This window comes from Gemella massiliensis, from assembly GCF_900120125.1.
GTDB classification, from domain to species: domain Bacteria; phylum Bacillota; class Bacilli; order Staphylococcales; family Gemellaceae; genus Gemella; species Gemella massiliensis.
The window spans coordinates 368,372-387,709 of sequence record NZ_LT635545.1 but is presented as its reverse complement, the minus strand read 5'-3'; the positions used below and the strand labels follow the sequence as shown (position 1 = coordinate 387,709).

The 19,338-nt window shown below is 32.0% G+C and carries 28 protein-coding genes; 26 read left to right on the top strand and 2 right to left on the bottom strand.

Annotated features, from left to right (window positions below):
- Positions 1 to 23 precede the first annotated feature (23 nt).
- From rplV to rplQ, 23 genes are read left to right on the top strand one after another with little or no spacing between them, the layout of a single operon-like run.
- The gene (gene rplV, locus BQ7358_RS04525; protein WP_021753550.1) at positions 24 to 359 is read left to right on the top strand and encodes a 50S ribosomal protein L22; all 336 of its coding nucleotides are present in this window, start codon (positions 24 to 26) and stop codon (positions 357 to 359) included.
- 42 nt (positions 360 to 401) lie between these two features.
- On the top strand, positions 402 to 1,055 hold the full coding sequence (rpsC, locus tag BQ7358_RS04520) for a 30S ribosomal protein S3 (RefSeq protein ID WP_021753549.1): 654 nt from the start codon (positions 402 to 404) through the stop codon (positions 1,053 to 1,055).
- 3 nt (positions 1,056 to 1,058) lie between these two features.
- Positions 1,059 to 1,484: a 50S ribosomal protein L16 gene (gene rplP / locus BQ7358_RS04515; RefSeq protein WP_021753548.1), complete on the top strand. Its 426-nt coding sequence runs from the start codon at positions 1,059 to 1,061 to the stop codon at positions 1,482 to 1,484.
- The gene (gene rpmC / locus BQ7358_RS04510; RefSeq protein ID WP_003147630.1) at positions 1,484 to 1,693 is read left to right on the top strand and encodes a 50S ribosomal protein L29; all 210 of its coding nucleotides are present in this window, start codon (positions 1,484 to 1,486) and stop codon (positions 1,691 to 1,693) included. Before rplP ends, rpmC begins: the two co-directional genes overlap by 1 nt.
- A 14-nt stretch (positions 1,694 to 1,707) precedes the next feature.
- Positions 1,708 to 1,971 (top strand): 30S ribosomal protein S17, encoded by a 264-nt coding sequence (gene rpsQ, locus BQ7358_RS04505; protein ID WP_062171844.1) that lies wholly within the window; start codon positions 1,708 to 1,710, stop codon positions 1,969 to 1,971.
- 39 nt (positions 1,972 to 2,010) lie between these two features.
- Complete coding sequence (gene rplN, locus BQ7358_RS04500; protein ID WP_021753546.1) at positions 2,011 to 2,379, top strand: 50S ribosomal protein L14; 369 nt, start codon at positions 2,011 to 2,013, stop codon at positions 2,377 to 2,379.
- Between the two features lie 36 nt (positions 2,380 to 2,415).
- A complete protein-coding gene (rplX, locus tag BQ7358_RS04495; RefSeq protein WP_021753545.1) occupies positions 2,416 to 2,721 on the top strand; it encodes a 50S ribosomal protein L24 in 306 nt (101 codons plus the stop codon).
- Positions 2,722 to 2,753: 32 nt separating this feature from the next.
- Positions 2,754 to 3,293 carry a 50S ribosomal protein L5 gene (gene rplE / locus BQ7358_RS04490; protein WP_062171841.1) on the top strand — a complete coding sequence of 180 codons (540 nt, stop codon included), beginning with the start codon at positions 2,754 to 2,756 and terminating at the stop codon, positions 3,291 to 3,293.
- Between the two features lie 20 nt (positions 3,294 to 3,313).
- Complete coding sequence (rpsN, locus tag BQ7358_RS04485) at positions 3,314 to 3,583, top strand: 30S ribosomal protein S14 (RefSeq protein WP_021753543.1); 270 nt, start codon at positions 3,314 to 3,316, stop codon at positions 3,581 to 3,583.
- Between the two features lie 29 nt (positions 3,584 to 3,612).
- On the top strand, positions 3,613 to 4,008 hold the full coding sequence (rpsH, locus tag BQ7358_RS04480) for a 30S ribosomal protein S8 (RefSeq protein ID WP_021753542.1): 396 nt from the start codon (positions 3,613 to 3,615) through the stop codon (positions 4,006 to 4,008).
- A gap of 23 nt (positions 4,009 to 4,031) precedes the next feature.
- On the top strand, positions 4,032 to 4,568 hold the full coding sequence (gene rplF / locus BQ7358_RS04475; RefSeq protein WP_062171838.1) for a 50S ribosomal protein L6: 537 nt from the start codon (positions 4,032 to 4,034) through the stop codon (positions 4,566 to 4,568).
- A 27-nt stretch (positions 4,569 to 4,595) separates the two neighbouring features.
- Complete coding sequence (rplR, locus tag BQ7358_RS04470) at positions 4,596 to 4,952, top strand: 50S ribosomal protein L18 (protein ID WP_021753540.1); 357 nt, start codon at positions 4,596 to 4,598, stop codon at positions 4,950 to 4,952.
- A 21-nt stretch (positions 4,953 to 4,973) separates the two neighbouring features.
- Positions 4,974 to 5,471, top strand: coding sequence for a 30S ribosomal protein S5 (gene rpsE, locus BQ7358_RS04465; protein WP_021753539.1), 498 nt, complete (start codon positions 4,974 to 4,976; stop codon positions 5,469 to 5,471).
- Positions 5,472 to 5,486: 15 nt separating this feature from the next.
- Positions 5,487 to 5,663 carry a 50S ribosomal protein L30 gene (gene rpmD / locus BQ7358_RS04460; RefSeq protein WP_021753538.1) on the top strand — a complete coding sequence of 59 codons (177 nt, stop codon included), beginning with the start codon at positions 5,487 to 5,489 and terminating at the stop codon, positions 5,661 to 5,663.
- A gap of 28 nt (positions 5,664 to 5,691) precedes the next feature.
- On the top strand, positions 5,692 to 6,132 hold the full coding sequence (gene rplO, locus BQ7358_RS04455) for a 50S ribosomal protein L15 (RefSeq protein ID WP_021753537.1): 441 nt from the start codon (positions 5,692 to 5,694) through the stop codon (positions 6,130 to 6,132).
- Positions 6,132 to 7,436 (top strand): preprotein translocase subunit SecY, encoded by a 1,305-nt coding sequence (gene secY / locus BQ7358_RS04450; RefSeq protein WP_062171835.1) that lies wholly within the window; start codon positions 6,132 to 6,134, stop codon positions 7,434 to 7,436. The genes rplO and secY overlap by 1 nt, the downstream gene beginning before the upstream one ends.
- A gap of 6 nt (positions 7,437 to 7,442) precedes the next feature.
- Entirely contained in the window at positions 7,443 to 8,096 is a 654-nt protein-coding gene (locus BQ7358_RS04445) for an adenylate kinase (RefSeq protein ID WP_062174633.1), read from the top strand.
- A gap of 15 nt (positions 8,097 to 8,111) precedes the next feature.
- On the top strand, positions 8,112 to 8,327 hold the full coding sequence (gene infA / locus BQ7358_RS04440; protein WP_003144387.1) for a translation initiation factor IF-1: 216 nt from the start codon (positions 8,112 to 8,114) through the stop codon (positions 8,325 to 8,327).
- A gap of 26 nt (positions 8,328 to 8,353) precedes the next feature.
- Positions 8,354 to 8,467 (top strand): 50S ribosomal protein L36, encoded by a 114-nt coding sequence (rpmJ, locus tag BQ7358_RS04435; protein WP_021753534.1) that lies wholly within the window; start codon positions 8,354 to 8,356, stop codon positions 8,465 to 8,467.
- Positions 8,468 to 8,489: 22 nt separating this feature from the next.
- Complete coding sequence (gene rpsM, locus BQ7358_RS04430; protein WP_006364579.1) at positions 8,490 to 8,855, top strand: 30S ribosomal protein S13; 366 nt, start codon at positions 8,490 to 8,492, stop codon at positions 8,853 to 8,855.
- Between the two features lie 25 nt (positions 8,856 to 8,880).
- Positions 8,881 to 9,270, top strand: a complete 390-nt coding sequence (gene rpsK / locus BQ7358_RS04425; protein WP_006364578.1) for a 30S ribosomal protein S11 — start codon at positions 8,881 to 8,883, stop codon at positions 9,268 to 9,270.
- A gap of 35 nt (positions 9,271 to 9,305) precedes the next feature.
- Entirely contained in the window at positions 9,306 to 10,247 is a 942-nt protein-coding gene (locus BQ7358_RS04420) for a DNA-directed RNA polymerase subunit alpha (RefSeq protein WP_062171830.1), read from the top strand.
- 23 nt (positions 10,248 to 10,270) lie between these two features.
- A complete protein-coding gene (rplQ, locus tag BQ7358_RS04415; protein WP_062171819.1) occupies positions 10,271 to 10,639 on the top strand; it encodes a 50S ribosomal protein L17 in 369 nt (122 codons plus the stop codon).
- A gap of 588 nt (positions 10,640 to 11,227) precedes the next feature.
- Here the strand turns inward: rplQ and BQ7358_RS04410 are convergent.
- Positions 11,228 to 12,733, bottom strand: a complete 1,506-nt coding sequence (locus tag BQ7358_RS04410; protein WP_072520255.1) for a C69 family dipeptidase — start codon at positions 12,731 to 12,733, stop codon at positions 11,228 to 11,230.
- 644 nt (positions 12,734 to 13,377) lie between these two features.
- Here BQ7358_RS04410 and BQ7358_RS04405 point away from each other — a divergent pair.
- Positions 13,378 to 13,896, top strand: a complete 519-nt coding sequence (locus tag BQ7358_RS04405) for a recombinase family protein (protein ID WP_327058534.1) — start codon at positions 13,378 to 13,380, stop codon at positions 13,894 to 13,896.
- A gap of 1,316 nt (positions 13,897 to 15,212) precedes the next feature.
- Here the strand turns inward: BQ7358_RS04405 and proC are convergent.
- Positions 15,213 to 16,001 (bottom strand): pyrroline-5-carboxylate reductase, encoded by a 789-nt coding sequence (gene proC, locus BQ7358_RS04400; RefSeq protein ID WP_072520254.1) that lies wholly within the window; start codon positions 15,999 to 16,001, stop codon positions 15,213 to 15,215.
- 192 nt (positions 16,002 to 16,193) lie between these two features.
- Here proC and ung point away from each other — a divergent pair, with 192 nt between their 5' ends.
- Together ung and BQ7358_RS04390 are read left to right on the top strand one after the other, a co-directional pair.
- A complete protein-coding gene (ung, locus tag BQ7358_RS04395) occupies positions 16,194 to 16,850 on the top strand; it encodes a uracil-DNA glycosylase (RefSeq protein WP_062171798.1) in 657 nt (218 codons plus the stop codon).
- A gap of 340 nt (positions 16,851 to 17,190) precedes the next feature.
- Positions 17,191 to 19,071: a Tle-like phospholipase domain-containing protein gene (locus BQ7358_RS04390; protein ID WP_062171795.1), complete on the top strand. Its 1,881-nt coding sequence runs from the start codon at positions 17,191 to 17,193 to the stop codon at positions 19,069 to 19,071.
- Positions 19,072 to 19,338 lie beyond the last annotated feature (267 nt).

Here is a 19,338-nt window from a genome sequence, read left to right as displayed (position 1 = left end):
TAATAACACAAGGAGGCACATTCATGGAGTCAAAAGCAATCGCTAAGACAGTCCGCATCGCTCCACGTAAAGTAAGATTGGTATTAGACCTAGTACGTGGTAAAAAAGTGGGCGAAGCATTAGGAATTTTAGAATTCACAACTAAAGCAGCTTCACTACCAGTAGCTAAAGTAATTAAATCAGCTGCTGCAAACGCTGAACATAACTATGGAATGAATGTAGAAGACTTAGTAGTATCTCAAGCATTTGCAAACGAAGGACCGACACTTAAACGTTTCCGTCCAAGAGCAAAAGGTGCTGCAAGTTCAATCAATAAAAGAACAAGTCACATTACTATCGTATTAAGTGACAATAAATAATTAAAATTAATAAGCTAAACTAGTAAAAGGAGGCTACAAACTGTGGGTCAAAAAGTACATCCAATAGGCTTACGTGTCGGAGTAATTCGTGATTGGGATTCAAAATGGTATGCAGAAAAAGATTTTGCTACTAACTTACACGAAGACTTTAAAGTTCGTGAGTTCATCAGTAAAAAATTAAAAGATGCTTCAGTTTCTAAAGTTGAAATTGAAAGATTTGATAAGAAAGTAAATATTTCAGTACACACCGGTAAACCGGGTATGGTAATTGGTAAAGGTGGATCTGAAATTGACAAATTAAGATTAGAATTAAATAAACTAACAGGCAAAAGAGTACACATTAATGTAGTTGAAATCAAAAAAGTTGATATCGATGCAAAATTAGTAGCTGAAAATATTGCCCGTCAATTAGAAGCACGTGTGTCATTCCGTCGTGCTCAAAAACAAGCTATCCAAAGAGCTATGAGAGCAGGAGCAAAAGGAATTAAAACTCAAGTATCAGGTCGTCTTGGTGGAGCTGATATCGCTCGTGCAGAACACTATTCAGAAGGGTCAGTGCCACTACACACATTAAGAGCGGATATTGATTATGCTCATGAAGAAGCAGATACAACTTATGGTAAACTTGGGGTTAAAGTTTGGATTAACCGTGGTGAAGTATTACCAGCTAAAAAATCTGAAAAAGGAGGTAACTAATTTATGTTAATGCCTAAACGTGTTAAATATCGTCGTCAACATAGACAATCAACAAAAGGTAAATCTAAAGGCGGAAATGTAGTAGACTTTGGTGAATTTGGTTTACAAGCAACTACTGCATCACGAGTTACTTCTCGCCAAATTGAATCAGCACGTATTGCGATGACTCGTTATATGAAACGTGGTGGTAAAGTATGGATTAAAATCTTCCCTCATATGCCTTATACTAAAAAACCTTTAGAAGTTCGTATGGGATCTGGTAAAGGTGCAGTAGAAGGATGGGTTGCAATAGTTAAACCAGGTAGAGTGATGTTTGAAGTTGCTGGAGTAAGTGAAGAAGTTGCACGTGAAGCTCTAAGACTTGCATCTCATAAGTTACCTGTTAAATGTAAATTTGTAAAACGTGAAGAAACAGGTGGTGAAGCATAATGAAAACAAATGAATTCAAATCTATGATTAGAGAATTAACTTCACAAGAGTTAGAAGCAAAAATCAAAGAATTAAAAGAAGAGCTTTTCAACTTACGCTTCCAATTGGCAACAGGTCAATTAGAAAATACAGCTCGTATTAGTCAAGTTAGAAAATCAATCGCTCGTATGAAAACTGTTATTCGCGAAAGAGAATTAGCGAATAAATAATATAGGAGGCAAACATGACTGAGAGAAACGATAGAAAAGTTTACGTTGGAAAAGTAGTTTCTGATAAAATGGATAAAACTATTACTGTTTTAGTAGAAACATACAAAAAACATCCTTTATACGGTAAACGTGTAAAATATTCTAAAAAATTTAAAGCACATGATGAAAATAATGTAGCAAAATTAAACGATATTGTTAAAATAATGGAAACTCGTCCATTATCTGCAACTAAACACTTCCGTTTGGTAGAAGTAGTAGAAGAAGCAGTTATTATTTAAGAAAACTAGGATAAACCCTAAGAAGGAGGCAAAAAGCGCATGATTCAACAAGAAACACGCTTAAAAGTGGCTGATAACTCAGGAGCTAAAGAAGTTTTAACAATCAAAGTTCTAGGTGGTTCAGGGCGTAAAGTTGCTAACATCGGTGACGTAATTGTATGTTCTGTTAAGAAAGCAACACCAGGTGGAGTTGTTAAAAAAGGTGATGTAGTTAAAGCTGTAATCGTTCGTACAAAAACAGGAGCTCGTCGTAATGACGGTTCATATATTAAATTTGATGAAAATGCTTGTGTAATTATCCGTGATGATAAGAGCCCACGTGGTACACGTATTTTCGGACCAGTTGCACGTGAGTTAAGAGACGGTAACTACATGAAAATCGTATCACTAGCTCCAGAAGTATTATAATAATACAAGTACAATAAAGAAGGAGGCTAGCAAGAAATGTTCATTAAAAAAGGTGATAAAGTTGTAGTTATTACTGGTAAAGACAAAGGTAAAGTCGGTACGGTAATTGAAGCACAACCTAAAAAAGATCGTGTAGTTGTTGAAGGTGTTAACATTATCAAAAAACACGTTAAAAATTCTCAAGACGCTCCACAAGGTGGAATCGTTGAAAAAGAAGCGGCAATTCACGTATCAAACGTAATGTTACAAGACCCTGAAACAGGTAAACCGACACGTGTAGGTTTTGAAACTAGAGATGGTAAAAAAGTTCGTATCTCTAAAAAATCAGGAAAAGAAATATAATTAATAGTTGAAGAAAGGAGGCACTATTTTAGATGGCTCGTTTAGAAGAAAAATTTAAAACTGAGATAACAAAAGAATTAATGACAAAATTTGAGTACAAAAGTGTAATGCAAGTACCCAAAATTGAGAAAATAGTAATTAACATGGGTGTGGGAGATGCAGTTCAAAACTCTAAAGCCCTAGATAACGCAGTAGCTGAATTAGCTTTGATTTCTGGTCAAAAACCGTTGATAACAAGAGCTAAAAAATCAATCGCTACTTATAGATTGCGTGAAGGTATGCCGATCGGAGCAAAAGTTACTTTACGTGGAGAAAGAATGTATGAATTCTTTGATAAATTAGTAACAGTTGCACTTCCACGTGTACGTGATTTCCACGGTATTCCTAAAAAAGCATTTGACGGTCGTGGTAATTACACACTAGGAATAAAAGAACAATTAATTTTCCCAGAGATTGATTACGATAAAGTAAGTAAAGTACGTGGTATGGACATCGTAGTAGTAACAACAGCAAACACAGATGAGGAAGCTCGTGAGTTACTAACACTTTGTGGTATGCCGTTTGCAAAATAAGAAAGGTGAGGTAGTAATACATGGCTAAAAAAGCAATGGTAGAACGTGAACTTAAACGCCAAAAATTAGTTGATAAATATGCAGCTAAAAGAGCGGAACTTAAAGCTAAAGGTGATTACATCGGACTTAGCAAACTTCCTAAAAACTCAGCACCGGCTAGACTGCACAATCGTTGCAGCATAACTGGACGTCCTCATGGATACATTGGAAAATTCGGTATCAGCCGTATTAAATTCCGTGAATTAGCTTACAAAGGACAAATTCCCGGAGTTAAAAAATCAAGTTGGTAATATAGTAGAAGAAAGGAGGATTTATCCTAATGACAATGACAGATCCTATCGCAGATATGCTAACACGTATTCGTAATGCTAATATGGTAAAACACGAAACATTAGAAGTACCTGCGTCAAACATTAAAAAGCAAATTGCAGAAATATTAAAAGAAGAAGGGTTTATCAAAGATGTAGAGTACATCGAAGATAACAAACAAGGAATTATTAAAATTTCTCTTAAATACGCTAAAGGCGAAAGAGTAATTAAAGGAATTAAAAGAATTTCAAAACCTGGTCTACGTGTTTATGCTAAAGCAAATGAATTGCCAAAAGTATTAAACGGATTAGGGATTGCAATCGTATCAACTTCAAATGGAGTTGTAACTGATAAAGTTGCACGTAAAAACAATACAGGTGGAGAAGTATTAGCTTACATCTGGTAATATTATAAGGAGGTGCCAATTAAATGTCACGTATAGGTAATAAAGTTATTACAATACCTGCAGGGGTTGAAGTTAACATCGCTGATAACTTCGCAACAGTAAAAGGACCTAAAGGTGAATTAAAACAACAATTTGACAAAGAAATTACTTTCAACATTGAAGGAAGTGAAATTACAGTAGTACGTCCATCTGATTCAAAACGTCACCGTACAATTCACGGTACAACACGTGCTATCTTAGCAAATATGGTAGAAGGTGTGTCAACAGGATTTAAAAAAGAACTTGAATTAATCGGGGTTGGGTATCGTGCTCAAATGCAAGGTAAAAAATTAGTGCTAAGCGTCGGTTATTCACATCCGGTTGAATTTGAAGAAATTGATGGAATCAAATTAGGTGTTGAAGGAAACACTAAAGTTAGTATCGAAGGTATTAACAAAGAAGTAGTAGGACAATATGCAGCAAAAGTTCGTGCAGTACGTCCGCCAGAACCTTATAAAGGTAAAGGTATTCGCTATGTTGGTGAATATGTACGTCGTAAAGAAGGAAAAACTGGTAAATAATAGATAACAGAAAGGAGTGTTTCAAATATGATTACGAAACTTGACAAAAATAAAGTTCGTAAAAAAAGACACGCAAGAGTACGTGTTAAAGTTCAAGGGACTACTGAAGTACCACGTTTAAACGTTTATCGTTCAAATACAAATATTTATGCACAAATTATTGATGACACTAAAGGTGTTACACTAGCTCAAGCATCTTCATTAAAACTTGAAAATGTATCAAAATCAAGTGTTGAAGCAGCTAAAGAAGTTGGAAAACTAATCGCAGAAGTAGCAAAACAAAATGGAATTACAAAAGTTGTTTTCGACCGTGGAGGATATTTATATCACGGACGTGTTAAAGCATTAGCTGAAGCAGCACGTGAAAACGGACTTGTATTCTAATAAAGGAGGGAAATATACAAGATGCGTCAAGAAGAAATCAAAAAAGAATTTGAAGAACGCGTAGTTGCCGTTCGTCGTGTAGCTAAAGTTGTTAAAGGTGGACGTCGTTTTCGTTTCTCTGCTTTAGTAGTAGTAGGTGACAAGAATGGTCGTGTAGGATTCGGTACCGGTAAAGCTCAAGAAGTACCGGATGCAATCAAAAAAGCGGTAGAAGCTGCAAAACATAATTTAATTACCGTACCGGTAGTTAACGGAACTATTCCGCACGAAATTATCGGACAGTTCGGTGCAGGTTCAGTATTAATTAAACCGGCAGCTCCCGGTACAGGGGTTATCGCAGGTGGACCGGTGCGTGCCGTATTAGAATTATCAGGTATTTCAAATATCTTATCTAAATCTTTAGGTTCTAATACTCCGATTAACATGGTACGTGCAACAGTTGATGGCTTAACAAGATTACAAACAGTAGAACACGTTGCAAATTTACGTGGTAAATCTGTAGAAGAATTATTAGGATAAGAGGAGGGATAGAACATGACATTAAAAGTAACCCTAACTCGTAGTATAATTGGTCGTCCGAAGAATCAAAAAAAAGTTGTAGAAGCTCTAGGTCTAAAAAAAATGCACCAAACAGTAGAACATAAAGACAACGCTGCGATTCGCGGTATGATTAATAAAGTTTCACACTTAGTAACAGTAGAAGAAAAATAATTATTAATACAAGGAGGTGCTAGTCTAAATGAAATTACATGAATTACAACCGGTTGAAGGTTCTCGTAAAGAACGTAACAGAGTAGGTCGTGGGATTGGATCAGGAAACGGAAAAACAAGTGGCCGTGGTCAAAAAGGACAAAAAGCACGTAGTGGCGGCGGGGTTCGCCCGGGATTTGAAGGTGGACAAAACCCACTATTCAGACGTATTCCAAAACGTGGATTTAACAACGTAAACAGAAAAGATTATGCAGTTGTAAATCTAAAAGATTTAAATAAATTCGAAGATGGTACTGTAGTATCACCTGCTCTATTATTGGAAACAAAAGTAATCAAAAAAGAACTTTCAGGTGTTAAAGTATTAGCTAACGGTAAATTGGAAAGAAAATTAACCGTTCAGGCACATAAATTTTCATCTTCAGCCAAAGAAGCTATTGAAGCAGCTGGAGGAGTCTGCGAGGTGCTATAATGTTTAATGCAGCACTTAATTTATTTCGAGTTAAAGAAACTCGTAAGAAAATATTATTTACCTTATTTGGTATACTTTTATTCCGTATTGGTTCGTTCTTACCAATACCGGGCGTAGATGCAGATGTTCTTAAAAATCAAGATGCGTCTGGTCTATTCGGAATTTTTAATACATTTGCAGGAGGAGCGTTACAACAGTTTTCTGTATTTGCTATGGGTATCATGCCTTATATCACAGCATCTATTGTAATTCAGCTTATGCAAATGGACGTTATTCCTACATTAACCGAGTGGTCAAAACAAGGTGAAGTAGGACAGAAAAAAACTCAAAAGGTAACAAGAATCTTAGCAATTGTTTTAGCCTTTATTCAATCGCTTATTATGTCTTATGGATTTAACAATGCGTATAAAGGATTAATTAAAGACACATCAATTATAGGATTTATAACAGTGGCTTTAGTATTAACAGCAGGTACTGCATTATTATTATGGTTAGGTGACCAAATTTCTCAATATGGTGTAGGTAACGGTGTTTCAATTATCATTTTAGCAGGAATTATCGCTCGTATGCCGACGGAATTTGTTCAAATTTATGAATCACAAATTAAAGATGCTGAGAATCTTACTCTTGCAATTTTGAAAATTGTGATAGTTGCATTGATAGTTATTTTAATAGTAGCGGCGGTTGTTTATATCCAAGAAGCTATTCGTAAAATCCCGATTCAATATTCACAAGCAAGAGCAGGGCGTAGAATGTTAGGTGCAAGATCAACTTACTTGCCGTTAAAAGTAAATAGTGCAGGGGTTATTCCGGTAATCTTCGCTATTGCATTTTTACAGTTACCTAGAACAATAGCAATCTTCGCTCCAAACAATGAAAAACTACAAAAAGTAGTATCATACTTTGATTTCAGTCATTGGTTAGGTTTAACATTATATGTAGCATTGATTATTGCGTTCTGTTACTTCTACGTAATGGTTCAAGTTAACCCTGAGAAAATGGCGGACAATTTAAGAAAACAAGGAAGTTTTGTTCCAGGGGTTAGACCAGGTAAAAAAACTGAACTATACATTACAGGTATTTTATATAGATTAACATTTGTAGGTTCAATATTCCTAGCAGCTGTTTCGGTTCTTCCAACAATATTCACCAATTTAGCTAAATTACCGGCTTCTGTTCATATCGGTGGAACAAGTTTAATAATTGTTGTCAGTGTAGCACTAGAAACAGTTAAGCAACTTAGTACACAATTAACAGAAAGAAATTACAGAAGTTTTATTACAGGAAGAAAAGGTGGTAAATAAATTATGATGAATATTATTCTAATGGGATTGCCGGGGGCAGGAAAGGGAACTCAGGCAGATCAAATCAAAGTGAATTATCCAATTCCGCATATTTCAACAGGAGATATGTTTAGAGCTGCGATTAAAAATGAGACACCGCTTGGAAAAGAAGCAAAAAGTTATATTGATAAAGGACAACTTGTTCCTGACAGCGTAACTATAGGATTAGTTGAAGAAAGATTGAATCAAGAAGATGCAAAAGAAGGCTTTTTACTTGACGGTTTTCCAAGAACAGTAGAACAAGCTGAAGCCCTTGATCAAATTTTAGCAAAAACTAATAGAAAAATTGATAAAGTATTAAACATTGATGTAGATCCGACTATCTTATTACCAAGATTAACAGGTAGAAGAATCTGTAAGCAATGTGGCACTACATATCACTTAATCTTCAATCCGACAAAAGTTGAAGGTGTTTGTGATAAAGATGGTGGAGAGTTATACCAACGTAGCGATGACAACGAAGAAACAGTTGCAAATCGTTTAGAAGTAAATATTAAACAAACTAAACCATTATTAGACTTTTATAGTCAAAAAGAAGATGTAGTTGAAAATATTAACGGTGATCAAGACATCAAGGTAGTGTTCAAAGACGTGCAAAATATATTAGACAAACTGAAATAGTCAGGGAGGAAAAATATGGCAAAAGATGTCATTGAAGTAGAAGGTTTAGTAGTAGAAAACTTGCCAAATGCAATGTTTAAAGTAGAATTAGAAAATGGTCATATTATTTTAGCTCATGTTTCTGGAAAAATCAGAATGAATTATATAAGAATTTTACCAGGGGATAAAGTTACAGTAGAAATGAGTCCGTATGACCTGACAAAAGGTAGAATAACTTATAGATTCAAGTAAGTTATAAACTCAAGGAGGAAATAACGATGAAAGTAAGACCATCAGTAAAAAAAATATGTGACAAATGTAAAATAATTCGTCGTGGTGGTAAAGTATTAGTGATTTGCGAAAATGCAAAACATAAACAAAAACAAGGATAATTAATTAGGAGGTGCAAACTTAATGGCACGTATCGCAGGAGTCGATATACCTCGTGAAAAACGAGTTGTAATATCATTAACTTATGTATATGGTATAGGTTTAAAAACTTCTCAAAAAATCTTAAAAGAAGCTGGTGTTTCTGAAGATGTGAGAGTTAAAGACTTAACAGGTGAACAACTAGATAAAATTCGTGAAGCTGTAGATAACTATAAAACAGAAGGTGATCTACGTCGTGAAGTTTCATTAAACATTAAACGTCTAATGGAAATCGGATGCTACAGAGGAATCCGTCATCGTCGTGGACTACCGGTAAGAGGACAAAATACTAAGAACAACTCTCGTACTCGTAAAGGTCCTAAGAAAACAGTTGCGAACAAGAAAAAATAATTAGGATAGGAGGAGAAAATAAACTATGGCTCGTAAACAACAATCACGTAAACGTCGTGTGAAAAAAAATATACAAAACGGTATAGCACACATTCGTTCTACATTCAATAACTCAATAGTAACAATTACAGATGAACATGGTAATGCAGTATCATGGTCAAGTGCAGGAGCATTAGGATTTAAAGGTTCAAGAAAATCTACTCCATTCGCAGCACAAATGGCAAGTGAAGCAGCAGCTAAACAAGCTATGGAACATGGAATGAAATATGTAGATGTAACAGTTAAAGGACCAGGTGCAGGACGTGAAGCAGCTATTCGTGCATTACAATCTGCCGGATTAGAAGTTACATCAATTAAAGACGTAACTCCAGTCCCTCACAATGGATGTCGCCCACCTAAACGTCGTCGTGTATAGTAATAACGTAGACTAAACTTAGGAGGTTTAACATAATGTTAGCAATAGAAAAACCAAAAATTCATATCATCGAAGAATCAGATGACAAACGATTTGGTCGCTTTGTAGTAGAACCGTTAGAACGTGGATATGGGACTACATTAGGTAATTCATTGAGAAGAATGTTAATCTCATCATTACCGGGAGCAGCGGCTAGAAGTATTGATATAGAAGGAGTTCAACACGAATTTCAAGCTATAAAAGGTGTAGTAGAAGATGTAACTGAAATAATTATGAATGTTAAAAACATTGCATTCAAAATTCATTCAGAAGAAGATAAAGAAGTATCTATTAATATAAAAGGTCCGGCACTAGTAACAGCTGAAGATATTGCTATTGATTCTGATATTGAAGTAATTAACAAAGATCAGCATATTGCTACGGTAGCAGAAGGTGGACAATTTGAAATGATTATTTCAGTAGGAAAAGGTCGTGGTTTTGTTCCGGCTGACGGAAATAAAAAACGTGACTTAGCTATCGGAGTAATTCCAATTGATTCTATTTACACACCGGTATCTAAAGTAAACTATACAGTTGAAAAAACACGTGTAGGACAAAGTACAGACTTTGATAAACTTATTTTAGATGTAACAACAAATGGTACAATCACAGCTAACGACGCTTTGGCACTAGCATCGAAAATTCTTATTTCTCATTTAGAGTTATTTATGGAAATGTCGGAAGAAGCAAAAGCTGCTGATATATTGGTAGCCAAAGAAGAAGATAATAAAGTTCAAATGTTGGAAATGTCAATCGAAGAACTTGATTTATCAGTACGTAGTTATAACTGTCTAAAACGTGCAGGTATAAATACAGTTCAAGAATTAGCTAGCAAAACAGAGCAAGAAATGATTAAAGTAAGAAACTTAGGGCGTAAATCACTAGATGAAGTTAGAATTAAACTGGCGGATTTAGAATTAGGCTTTAGAGAAGAATAAACTAAAATAAAGGAGGCATACTAATGGGTTACAGAAAATTAGGACGTACATCAGCTCACCGAAAAGCGATGTTAAGAAACTTAGTAACTGCTCTACTAGTACATGGTAGAATTGAAACAACTGTTACAAGAGCGAAAGAAGTTCGTTCATTAACAGAAAAAATGATTACATTAGGTAAAAAAGGTGATTTGGCAGCAAGACGTAATGCGGCTAAGTTCATTCAACCTGTTGCAGTAGCAACTGAAGAAGGTAAGAGTCAATTAGCTCTTAAAAAATTATTTGAAGAAGTAGCACCTAAATATCAAGACCGTAATGGTGGATATACTCGTATTTTACGTGTTGGGCCACGTAAAGGTGATGGTGCAGAAACAGTTATTATAGAATTAGTTTAATAAAAATTTTTTCATACAACAATAACATACTACATACACACAACAAAACAACACATACAGCAATTAAACTAGTTTTAGAAGGCAAAAGAGTGCTTGAAATGCGTAGGAAAAGGCTACGACGTCTAGCTCTAATGTATCCCGGAATAACTCCGGGGTACACCTTTTGTCCCTTTAAATTAAAAATCTAATTATACTTTAAAAGATTACCAAGGGCAAGGTAGTCTTTTTATTTTGCACTAACGCTTTGGTAATTCTTTGAATTACATAAAACGCTAAAGTTTAGATAATTTTACAAATTTAAGTTTTAAATTAGGTATGGTATAAACTACATATAAAGTGAAAAAGATATAATAAACGTATAATAAAAATGCAATACACGATTGTACATTAAAGATAAAGCAATTACAGTGTAGAGCATATAAATAAGAATTTAGTTTTCAAGAAGAGTGATGAGAAAATTTTAATTCTTAATTGTTAATAATATTTTTTTCATGATATTTAACGGCTTATTAACATTCATGAGCCGTTCTCCTTTCAAGAGCCATGTGATATTAAAATCACATGGCTCTTTTGATATTTTTGATATATTTACGCATCAGATCTTGAGAATTTATTTTTCATTTCACAACTTGCTACATATAGTACATCGTTTAACAGAATATCTGTTTCGACTTTAAGGGCACGTGTGACTTCATCGTTAGCTTTTTCTAAGAAATCTTTTGCATCATTGTTTGAAATTTTTTCCGTAATAAATTTTTCATCATATTTATTTATTAATGCTGTCGATTGAGATTGAACTTTTAGTTGATAACGTTCGACAGGTGATGCGGTATCTGCAAAATGAGCATCGGAAAGTGCAGCTATTAGACGATTTGTCCAGTAAAAGTTATTTGTTGTAACTTCGTTAGTTGTATTTGCCAAATATTCCGGTGTACGATTTATATTTGTGTAAAACGGTACGATTGCATTAAAGACACAAGAACCGATCGCTAACCATTGAATACATTTTATTTCATCAGGCATATACGGTCTGATTTGGACTAAGCCTAAGAAGTTCGTGCGGTTAATACCGATTGGACGAAGGCTTCCTTTTTTCACTGAATGAATATCTTTTGAATAAGAATCGTACTCTGTTCCTTGGTAATGATGTGATAGTGCATATTTTATATCCTCAACCGTAATTTTTTTCTCAGGAACTCTCGCCCAAGGAATATTATCAGAATCGGGACGGTAATCAGCATTAATTCCATCATAAGTATTTGACGTTGGGTTGAAATAACGTTGAAGTATCCAAGCACGAGGAGTATTGTAAGTATGATCGGCATCACTTCTGCTACCGAAAGCATGACGTGGATTAAATTCTCCATCTATAGATAAATCAAGATGATATTTTTTTACAAAATCTTTCAGGTCAGCTGAACACATAAATTCTTTTTTAGCACCGTAAGCATCTTTCCAGTTGAATTTATCAATTCCAAGTTGGTTTGGCATAATAACGTAGCTATCGTCCGGAACACGACGTGCCATCCAGTGATGACCGCCGATAGTTTCTAACCACCAAATTTCATTTTCATCTTGGAAGGCGATGCCGTTCATTTCGTAAGTACCATATTTTTCTAATAAATTCCCTAAAAATGTTACGCCCTCACGTGCACTTGTGATATATGGCATAACGATGGTGTAAATATCTTCCTCACCTATACCGCCAAGTTGTTCCGGTTTATAGTTCGCATCACCCGGAGTACCGATAGCCGGTTTATATTCTACAAGAGGATCGGCACCTAAAACACGTTCATTAGAAGTAATAGTTTCAGTAGCACTCATAGATACATTATATTCATTTGCACCACATTGCCCCCAAATACCATTATCCAAAATTGCATTAGGTACAGCAGTGTAACGAACAGGATTGTTAGGTAAATCTATTTCTACTTTTGAAATTACAGATTTGTATTTACGTGGTTGTTCTTCAGGTGAAACATTTATAAATTTTTTAGCTCTAAAAACTCCCGATGGTGAATCTTCCGTACGTGCGACCATTGTAGAACCATCAAAACTGGCATTTTTTCCGACAAGAATAGTTGTACATCCCATAGTATATCTCCTTTTTATTTGAAATTTTATACAATTAAACAATAATTTTTTTAATTAAGAATAGTACCTCTAAAGATTTTAGTTTGCTTATTCTTATAAAGTTTAAAAAATTATAACGTTCATAATATTTCGCCTCGGTGAAATATTTTCTATTTTTATTGTATTACTTTCGGATATATTATTCAAGGGATAAGGTGTTGTTGTAATAAAAAAATTTATTATTTAAAGAATATAAAGTTGAAAATTTCGCTAGTCATGGTTAGCTTTTAGTTGCTATTACTAATCATATCGTATTTAATTTTGTTTCGGCAGTATCGGTTATGATAATAAATAATTTTATGAATAATGGATTTAATTTCAATTTAATTTCTTTATTAATTCTTTATTTAAATCTTGGTTGAAGTTTTAAATATCGGTTTATTATATAACTTTTTTATTGAATAAAAATATAAAAGTTACAAATGAATACTAGATAATATGTTACATTATATAATTAAAGAAAATATTATATTAAGTACATATTTTAATTGTAAAATATATGCTTATACTATTGTAGGAGGATAATAATGAAATATGGATATGTTAGAGTATCAACTAAAGACCAAAATATTGAAAGGCAGTTGGTCGCAATGGAAAAGTAGAATATACAAGAAAATAATATATTTATTGATAAAGTTTCGGGGAAAGATTTTAATAGAAAAAGTTATAAACGTCTTATTAGAAAATTAAAAAAAGGTGATGAGTTATTTGTGAAATCAATAGATAGGTTGGGAAGAAATTATGAAGAAATAATAAATGAATGGAATTATTTGGTAAAAAAGAAAGAAGTAGATATTATAGTATTGGATTTTCCACTTTTAGATACAAGGGATAAGATAAATAATATAACCGGAAAATTTCTGTCAGATATAGTGTTACAGATATTATCGTATGTAGCACAAATAGAAAGAGAAAATACTCATAAAAGACAAATGGAAGGAATAAGAGAGGCTAAAAAGAAGGGGAAAAAATTTGGGAGACCGACAATTACAAAACCAAAAAATTATATGGATATTTATAACCTCCATAACGCCGGGAAAATATCACTAAGAGAAGGTGCCAAAATATTAAAAGTAAGTCATTCTACATTATCTAAATGGATAAAGAATACAGAAACAATTTAATAATGATGAATAATAGAATGGATTTAATATATTTTTTAAATTAGGAGAGTCTTTAATTTTTTATTACTCATATTTTAAGATATTTATTGAATTTAAACAAAAATATAAATTTAAAAGACATTTGTTTTTTAAATTATAGTGTTTTAAATTTAAAATGGAGTAAAATTTTAAAAGATGATTATATCTTGTATTAATGAAGGTATTAAATATTGTGTAAATAAAAGGGTAACTATATATTATAAGTATATTTGTATAATAGATTGTTATGTAGAGGTAATGTTTTTACAAAAATATTAATTTATATATTTATTATTAAAAAAATTCATGTTGAATAATAGCTAAAATTTTACTATAATATAGGGACAAGTGTATTTATACAAAAAACACATATATAATAACTTATAACTCTTAAAGTTATAATGAACTATTGAAACTAATATATATAAGGTTAATGTATAGTAATACTTAAAATAGTAAGAAAGAGAAGGTGAAAATTATGTAGTAAGGGTAGCAGTGTTTAAAATAGGGAAAATTGTATTAAGGAGGGTAAAGATACAACTGAAAAGGATAGACAATGACATTGTTACTTAGATAATTTATTGAAATATGGGCGGTAAATTATAGAATAAATAACAGAACATTAGAAACAGGAAAAGAAGCGAAAAAAAGGAAAGAATGAAGTTTTAACTATACGAACAGGGTAGGTTTTGAAAACTAAGAAATAGTAAACAGCCATAAAAATTAAAGAAGACGGTAATTACCGTTTTGGTAAACAGCAAGGGGAGGAACGAAAGAAACAACCCCTAAAAATAGGGAAAAGAATGCAGTAATATACAAGGGAGTAAAGAAGAAAAAATAAGGTAATAGTAATATAGAAAAATAAAAAGTGAAGTTTAAACTATAATAGACAGCAGCTTTAAGAAAAGGAAAGAAGTAAAAGAAAAAACGAAGAAATAACCATAATTTCAATAAATAAAGTTAATAAAATAAAAGAAAAAATAGATTAAGTTATCGTAAAAGGACTATAATTTAATTAAGATATGATAGTTTATCAATGGTTAAATTCTTTTTATAAAAGATTTTTAGCGTTGAGTAAAATTGTAGAGTGATTAATAAGATTTTGTTTCGGGATTATGATTTATTAGTCACCCTCAATATAAAATAATAATAATAATTTAAAAGCTGTTAACTAAACGAAAAATAAGGTAAATATAAAAATCACACTTGAGAAAAAATACTCATGTGTGATTTTTAAAGTTTAGTAATAAATATGTATTGACTTAAAATTCTCAATTATTAGTGAAGAGAAAAGGAAATTACATTTTTTTTAATTTTTCAAAACAAGCCCGTTCACATTCAATAACGGCACTTCTAAATCCTTTTTCCTCTAAAATTCTAATGGCTTCAATGGTGCTACCAGCAGGGGAAGTAACATCATCTTTTAGTTTTGCAGGATGATGACAGGTTTCCAACAACATTTTTGCCGAACCTAAAAGTGTTTGTGCGGCAAGTTTATAGGATATATCACGTTTAAGCCCGTTAAGAACAGCTCCGTCAGCCAAGGCTTCAACAAAAAGATAAGCATAGGCCGGACCCGAACCGCTAATGGCGGTAAGTGATGACATATCAGACTCTTTAATTTCTATACAAATGCCCAGTGTAGAAAAGATAGTATGAATGGTCGTTTTTTCTTCAGGTGTAATAAAAGTATTTGCACACATACCGATAACACCGGAACAGACTTCAACCGGAGTATTCGGCATTATACGGATTATTTTTTTATCCGGAATAATGTTTTCCATATCTGAAATAGACACGGCTGCTGCCATAGAAATAATTATTTTTTCAGCAATAATATCTTTTATTTTTTCTAAAATATCTGTAATAAGGTAAGGTTTAACTCCTATAATTATAAGATCGGAATTATTAACAAGATCATATATATCTTTACAAAAATTAACATTGTTTCGTTCGGCTATAATTTTTGTGCTTTTATCACAGGAATTTCTTATAAATATATTTTCTTTCGGGACAATATTTTTCTTTATAAACCCTTTTAGTATAGCTTCTCCCATTTTGCCGGCACCGATAAATCCTATTTTCATAAAAACCTCCTATAATTTATTATTATCTTCATTATAAAACTTTTTTTAAAAATTCACCAGAGAAATTAAGTAAAATTTAAAGATTTAGAATAAAATGTGGTATACTAATAAAGAATAGATTTTAAGTTGCTATTTAGGAAAAAATATTTTTATTGTTATCAATAATAAATTTATTATATAAGGAGTAATATTATGGACAAATCATGGAAAGAAATATTTAAGAATTATCAATATAGAAAAGAATTAGGCGAAACGGTAGATAATATAAATATAGTAAGGAACAGGGCAACTATTTTTCCTCCGAAGGAGCAAGTCTTTAGAGTTTTTGAACTACCTATTGAAGATATTAAAGTTGTTATATTAGGGCAAGACCCTTATCATAATGAAAAACAAGCTTGCGGTTTAAGTTTTTCCGTTAATGACGGAGTGGCATTACCTAAAAGCCTTATTAATATTTATAAGGAGTTATATGATGATTTAGGTATTAAACCGGCGAAAACCGGAAATTTGGAACCATGGTTTAAACAAGGAGTATTTCTTTTAAATGCGGTGCTTACTGTAGAAAAAAACAAACCTGCCAGCCATAATAATATAGGGTGGCAAAATTTTACGGACTATATTATTAAGACGATTTCTGATAAGAATAATAATGTTGTTTTTATACTTTGGGGGGCATATGCACGCAGTAAGAAGATGTTAATTGATACAACAAAGCATAAAATTATAGAATCTGCTCATCCAAGTCCGTTGTCAGCGTATCGTGGTTTTTTTGGAAGTAAACCTTTTTCAAGAACGAATCAGTTTTTAAGAGAATGTGGAAAAACGGAAATTAACTTTGATTTGAATTAATTTAAAAATATTTTTTATAAAGTTTTTTATTTTAACTTCTCTTAAACTTAGAGGAGTATACTAATAATCAGAACAAAACTTTTAATAATATTTTTTTCATAATATAGGGACTCGCTAATTTGCGGGTCTTTCTCCTTTTTATTGTTAGATTTACAATAATGAAGAAAATTTAAGGAATATGAAAAATTTTCCTTGATCTATTATTACATTTTTGAACTTTTTTCTGGATATATTTTAACTTTAGTATAAAAAAACGATTTCATTGGCAAGAAATTATATTTTTTAGTATAATGGAGAAGCGTAGCGTAATAATATATTTAATAAAAAGGTGGTTATAAAAATGAAAAAACAATTTGGTGAAAAATTAATAAGATATTCCATTAACAAGTTAAAAATAGGTGTTAGTTTAACTTTAGTTGGAACATTTTTTATTTTTGGAAGTAATTTAGTAGAAGCTAATAATCTCGAAGTAAACGGTAAAGCGGATAATGTAAAAAATACCAACGAAAAAAATACAACAACACCTTTTAAAAAAATAGAATTAGATAGTAATTATGCTGAAAAAATTTCTAAAGGATTAATTGGACTGGAAAACGGAAAATATGACAGTTTACTTTTTAATAAAGGTACAAAGGTATTAGATCCAAATGCCGATGATGATAACGATGGAATTTTAAATAAAGATGAAATTTACATTTATGAAAAAAATGGGAAAAAATATTTAGGATATAACAGTCACCCATTATTAAAGGATAGTGACGGCGATGGTTTAATAGATACAAAAGTATCAGAATATAATAATAACTCTACTGATAAAGATAATGATAATTTACAATGGCATGTGACTGACAGAGATATGGCGCTACTTATGGAGCTTTGTTATCGTGACGATGAATATATAAATAAAGTTCTCAATAACAATAGAACTTGGAGTAAGGAAGATAATTATAGAAAAAATGGAGAAAAGGAAGGTAGAAAAGAATATGAATTAATGCACAACGAGTTGGCACCATATTGGAAAGTCAAAGAATTTTATCATAAAGATAGCGGATTTGATGCGGTGTTGTTTGAAACCAGAAGTGAACTTCCGTTTTTGAAAAATGGAACTGTCCAAGTGTTGGCAATTCGTGGAACTCAGGCGGAAAGTTTAAAAGATTTGACAAATGATTTTGTAATAGCGTGGGGGCAAAACCCTACTCAGGCAGAAGATGCAAAATCACTGATTAGATCGTATATTAATCGTGATGATATAACTAATTTATACATTACAGGGCACTCACTTGGAGGTTATTTAGCTCAACGAGCGGTAGTGGATGCGTATGAATTATCAATCAATCCGTACTATATAGAATCCGCACAAAAGAAAAATCAAAATTTTTATAATAATATTTTAAAAAAAGCCACTACTTTTAACGCACCTAAAGTAAATGCAGCCAGAACTATATGGAGTAAAGACTTGTTTAATTCAAGTTTATACAGCAAAAAATTGGCGCAATCAGGGGAAATAAAACATTATGGTGTAGAGAATGATGCTTTGGTAGGAAAAATATATAACGATAAAGATGTAATGACCATTATAGGAAAAACTGAAAGGGGACATAGTTCACGTTCTTATTTTGAAAGTATAGCTAACAACATAAAAAATTTCAAGATTGGTAGTAGAAACAAGTTAGATGGTGTTGGAGCTCAAGAAAAACCGCTTAAAACTTTAAAGCAAGTTTCACTAACAGATGAAGAGTATAAAAACTTATTTAAACCACGTTTAGTTGAAAATTCAATAGAAATAACTAAAAATGCCAAATTAACGAAAGAGGATATTTTAAGTAAAATAGATAAAACTAATCTTCCGGAAAATATAAAAATTTCATTTTCTATTCCAAAAACTGATAAGGAAGGAGAATTTAATGTACCGATTACTATAACTTATCTTGATAGAAATCTTACGGATACATTATTGAATATCTCTGTTAAAATTAAAGATTTGGATTTAACAGAGTTAAAAAATAAAAAAATGGAGATGGAAAATTTATTAAAAGAATTTTCAAGAAGCAAAGTCAATGATGAAGTAATTGAAAATTTAAAAGATTTAATAAAGAAAACAGATGATATAATTAATGATACAACCAAAACACAAGAAGAAATTTATTCAGAGGTTGAAAAACTTGAAAAGATTCTTAATGATTATAGAGTAAAAAAATTTCAAAAAGAAGATGAGCAATAATTTTAAGAAAAAAATTCTAAAATTAATTCAAATTGGGTGTAGATGTCCGTAATGTCGTTAATTATTGTTGGAAAATTCGGATAGAAAGAAATTAAATCGGTAAATATTTAAAACAAAATTATTTAAAGTATATTTTAAGTATAAAGAGTATAATAATGTCTTAGACAAAAATATTATTTCCATAAACTTAGCGACAATTGTCGTTTCTCCCTTTTAAGTAAAAAATATTTTTGTTTAAACCAATATTTCGGTTAATTCTTTATGATA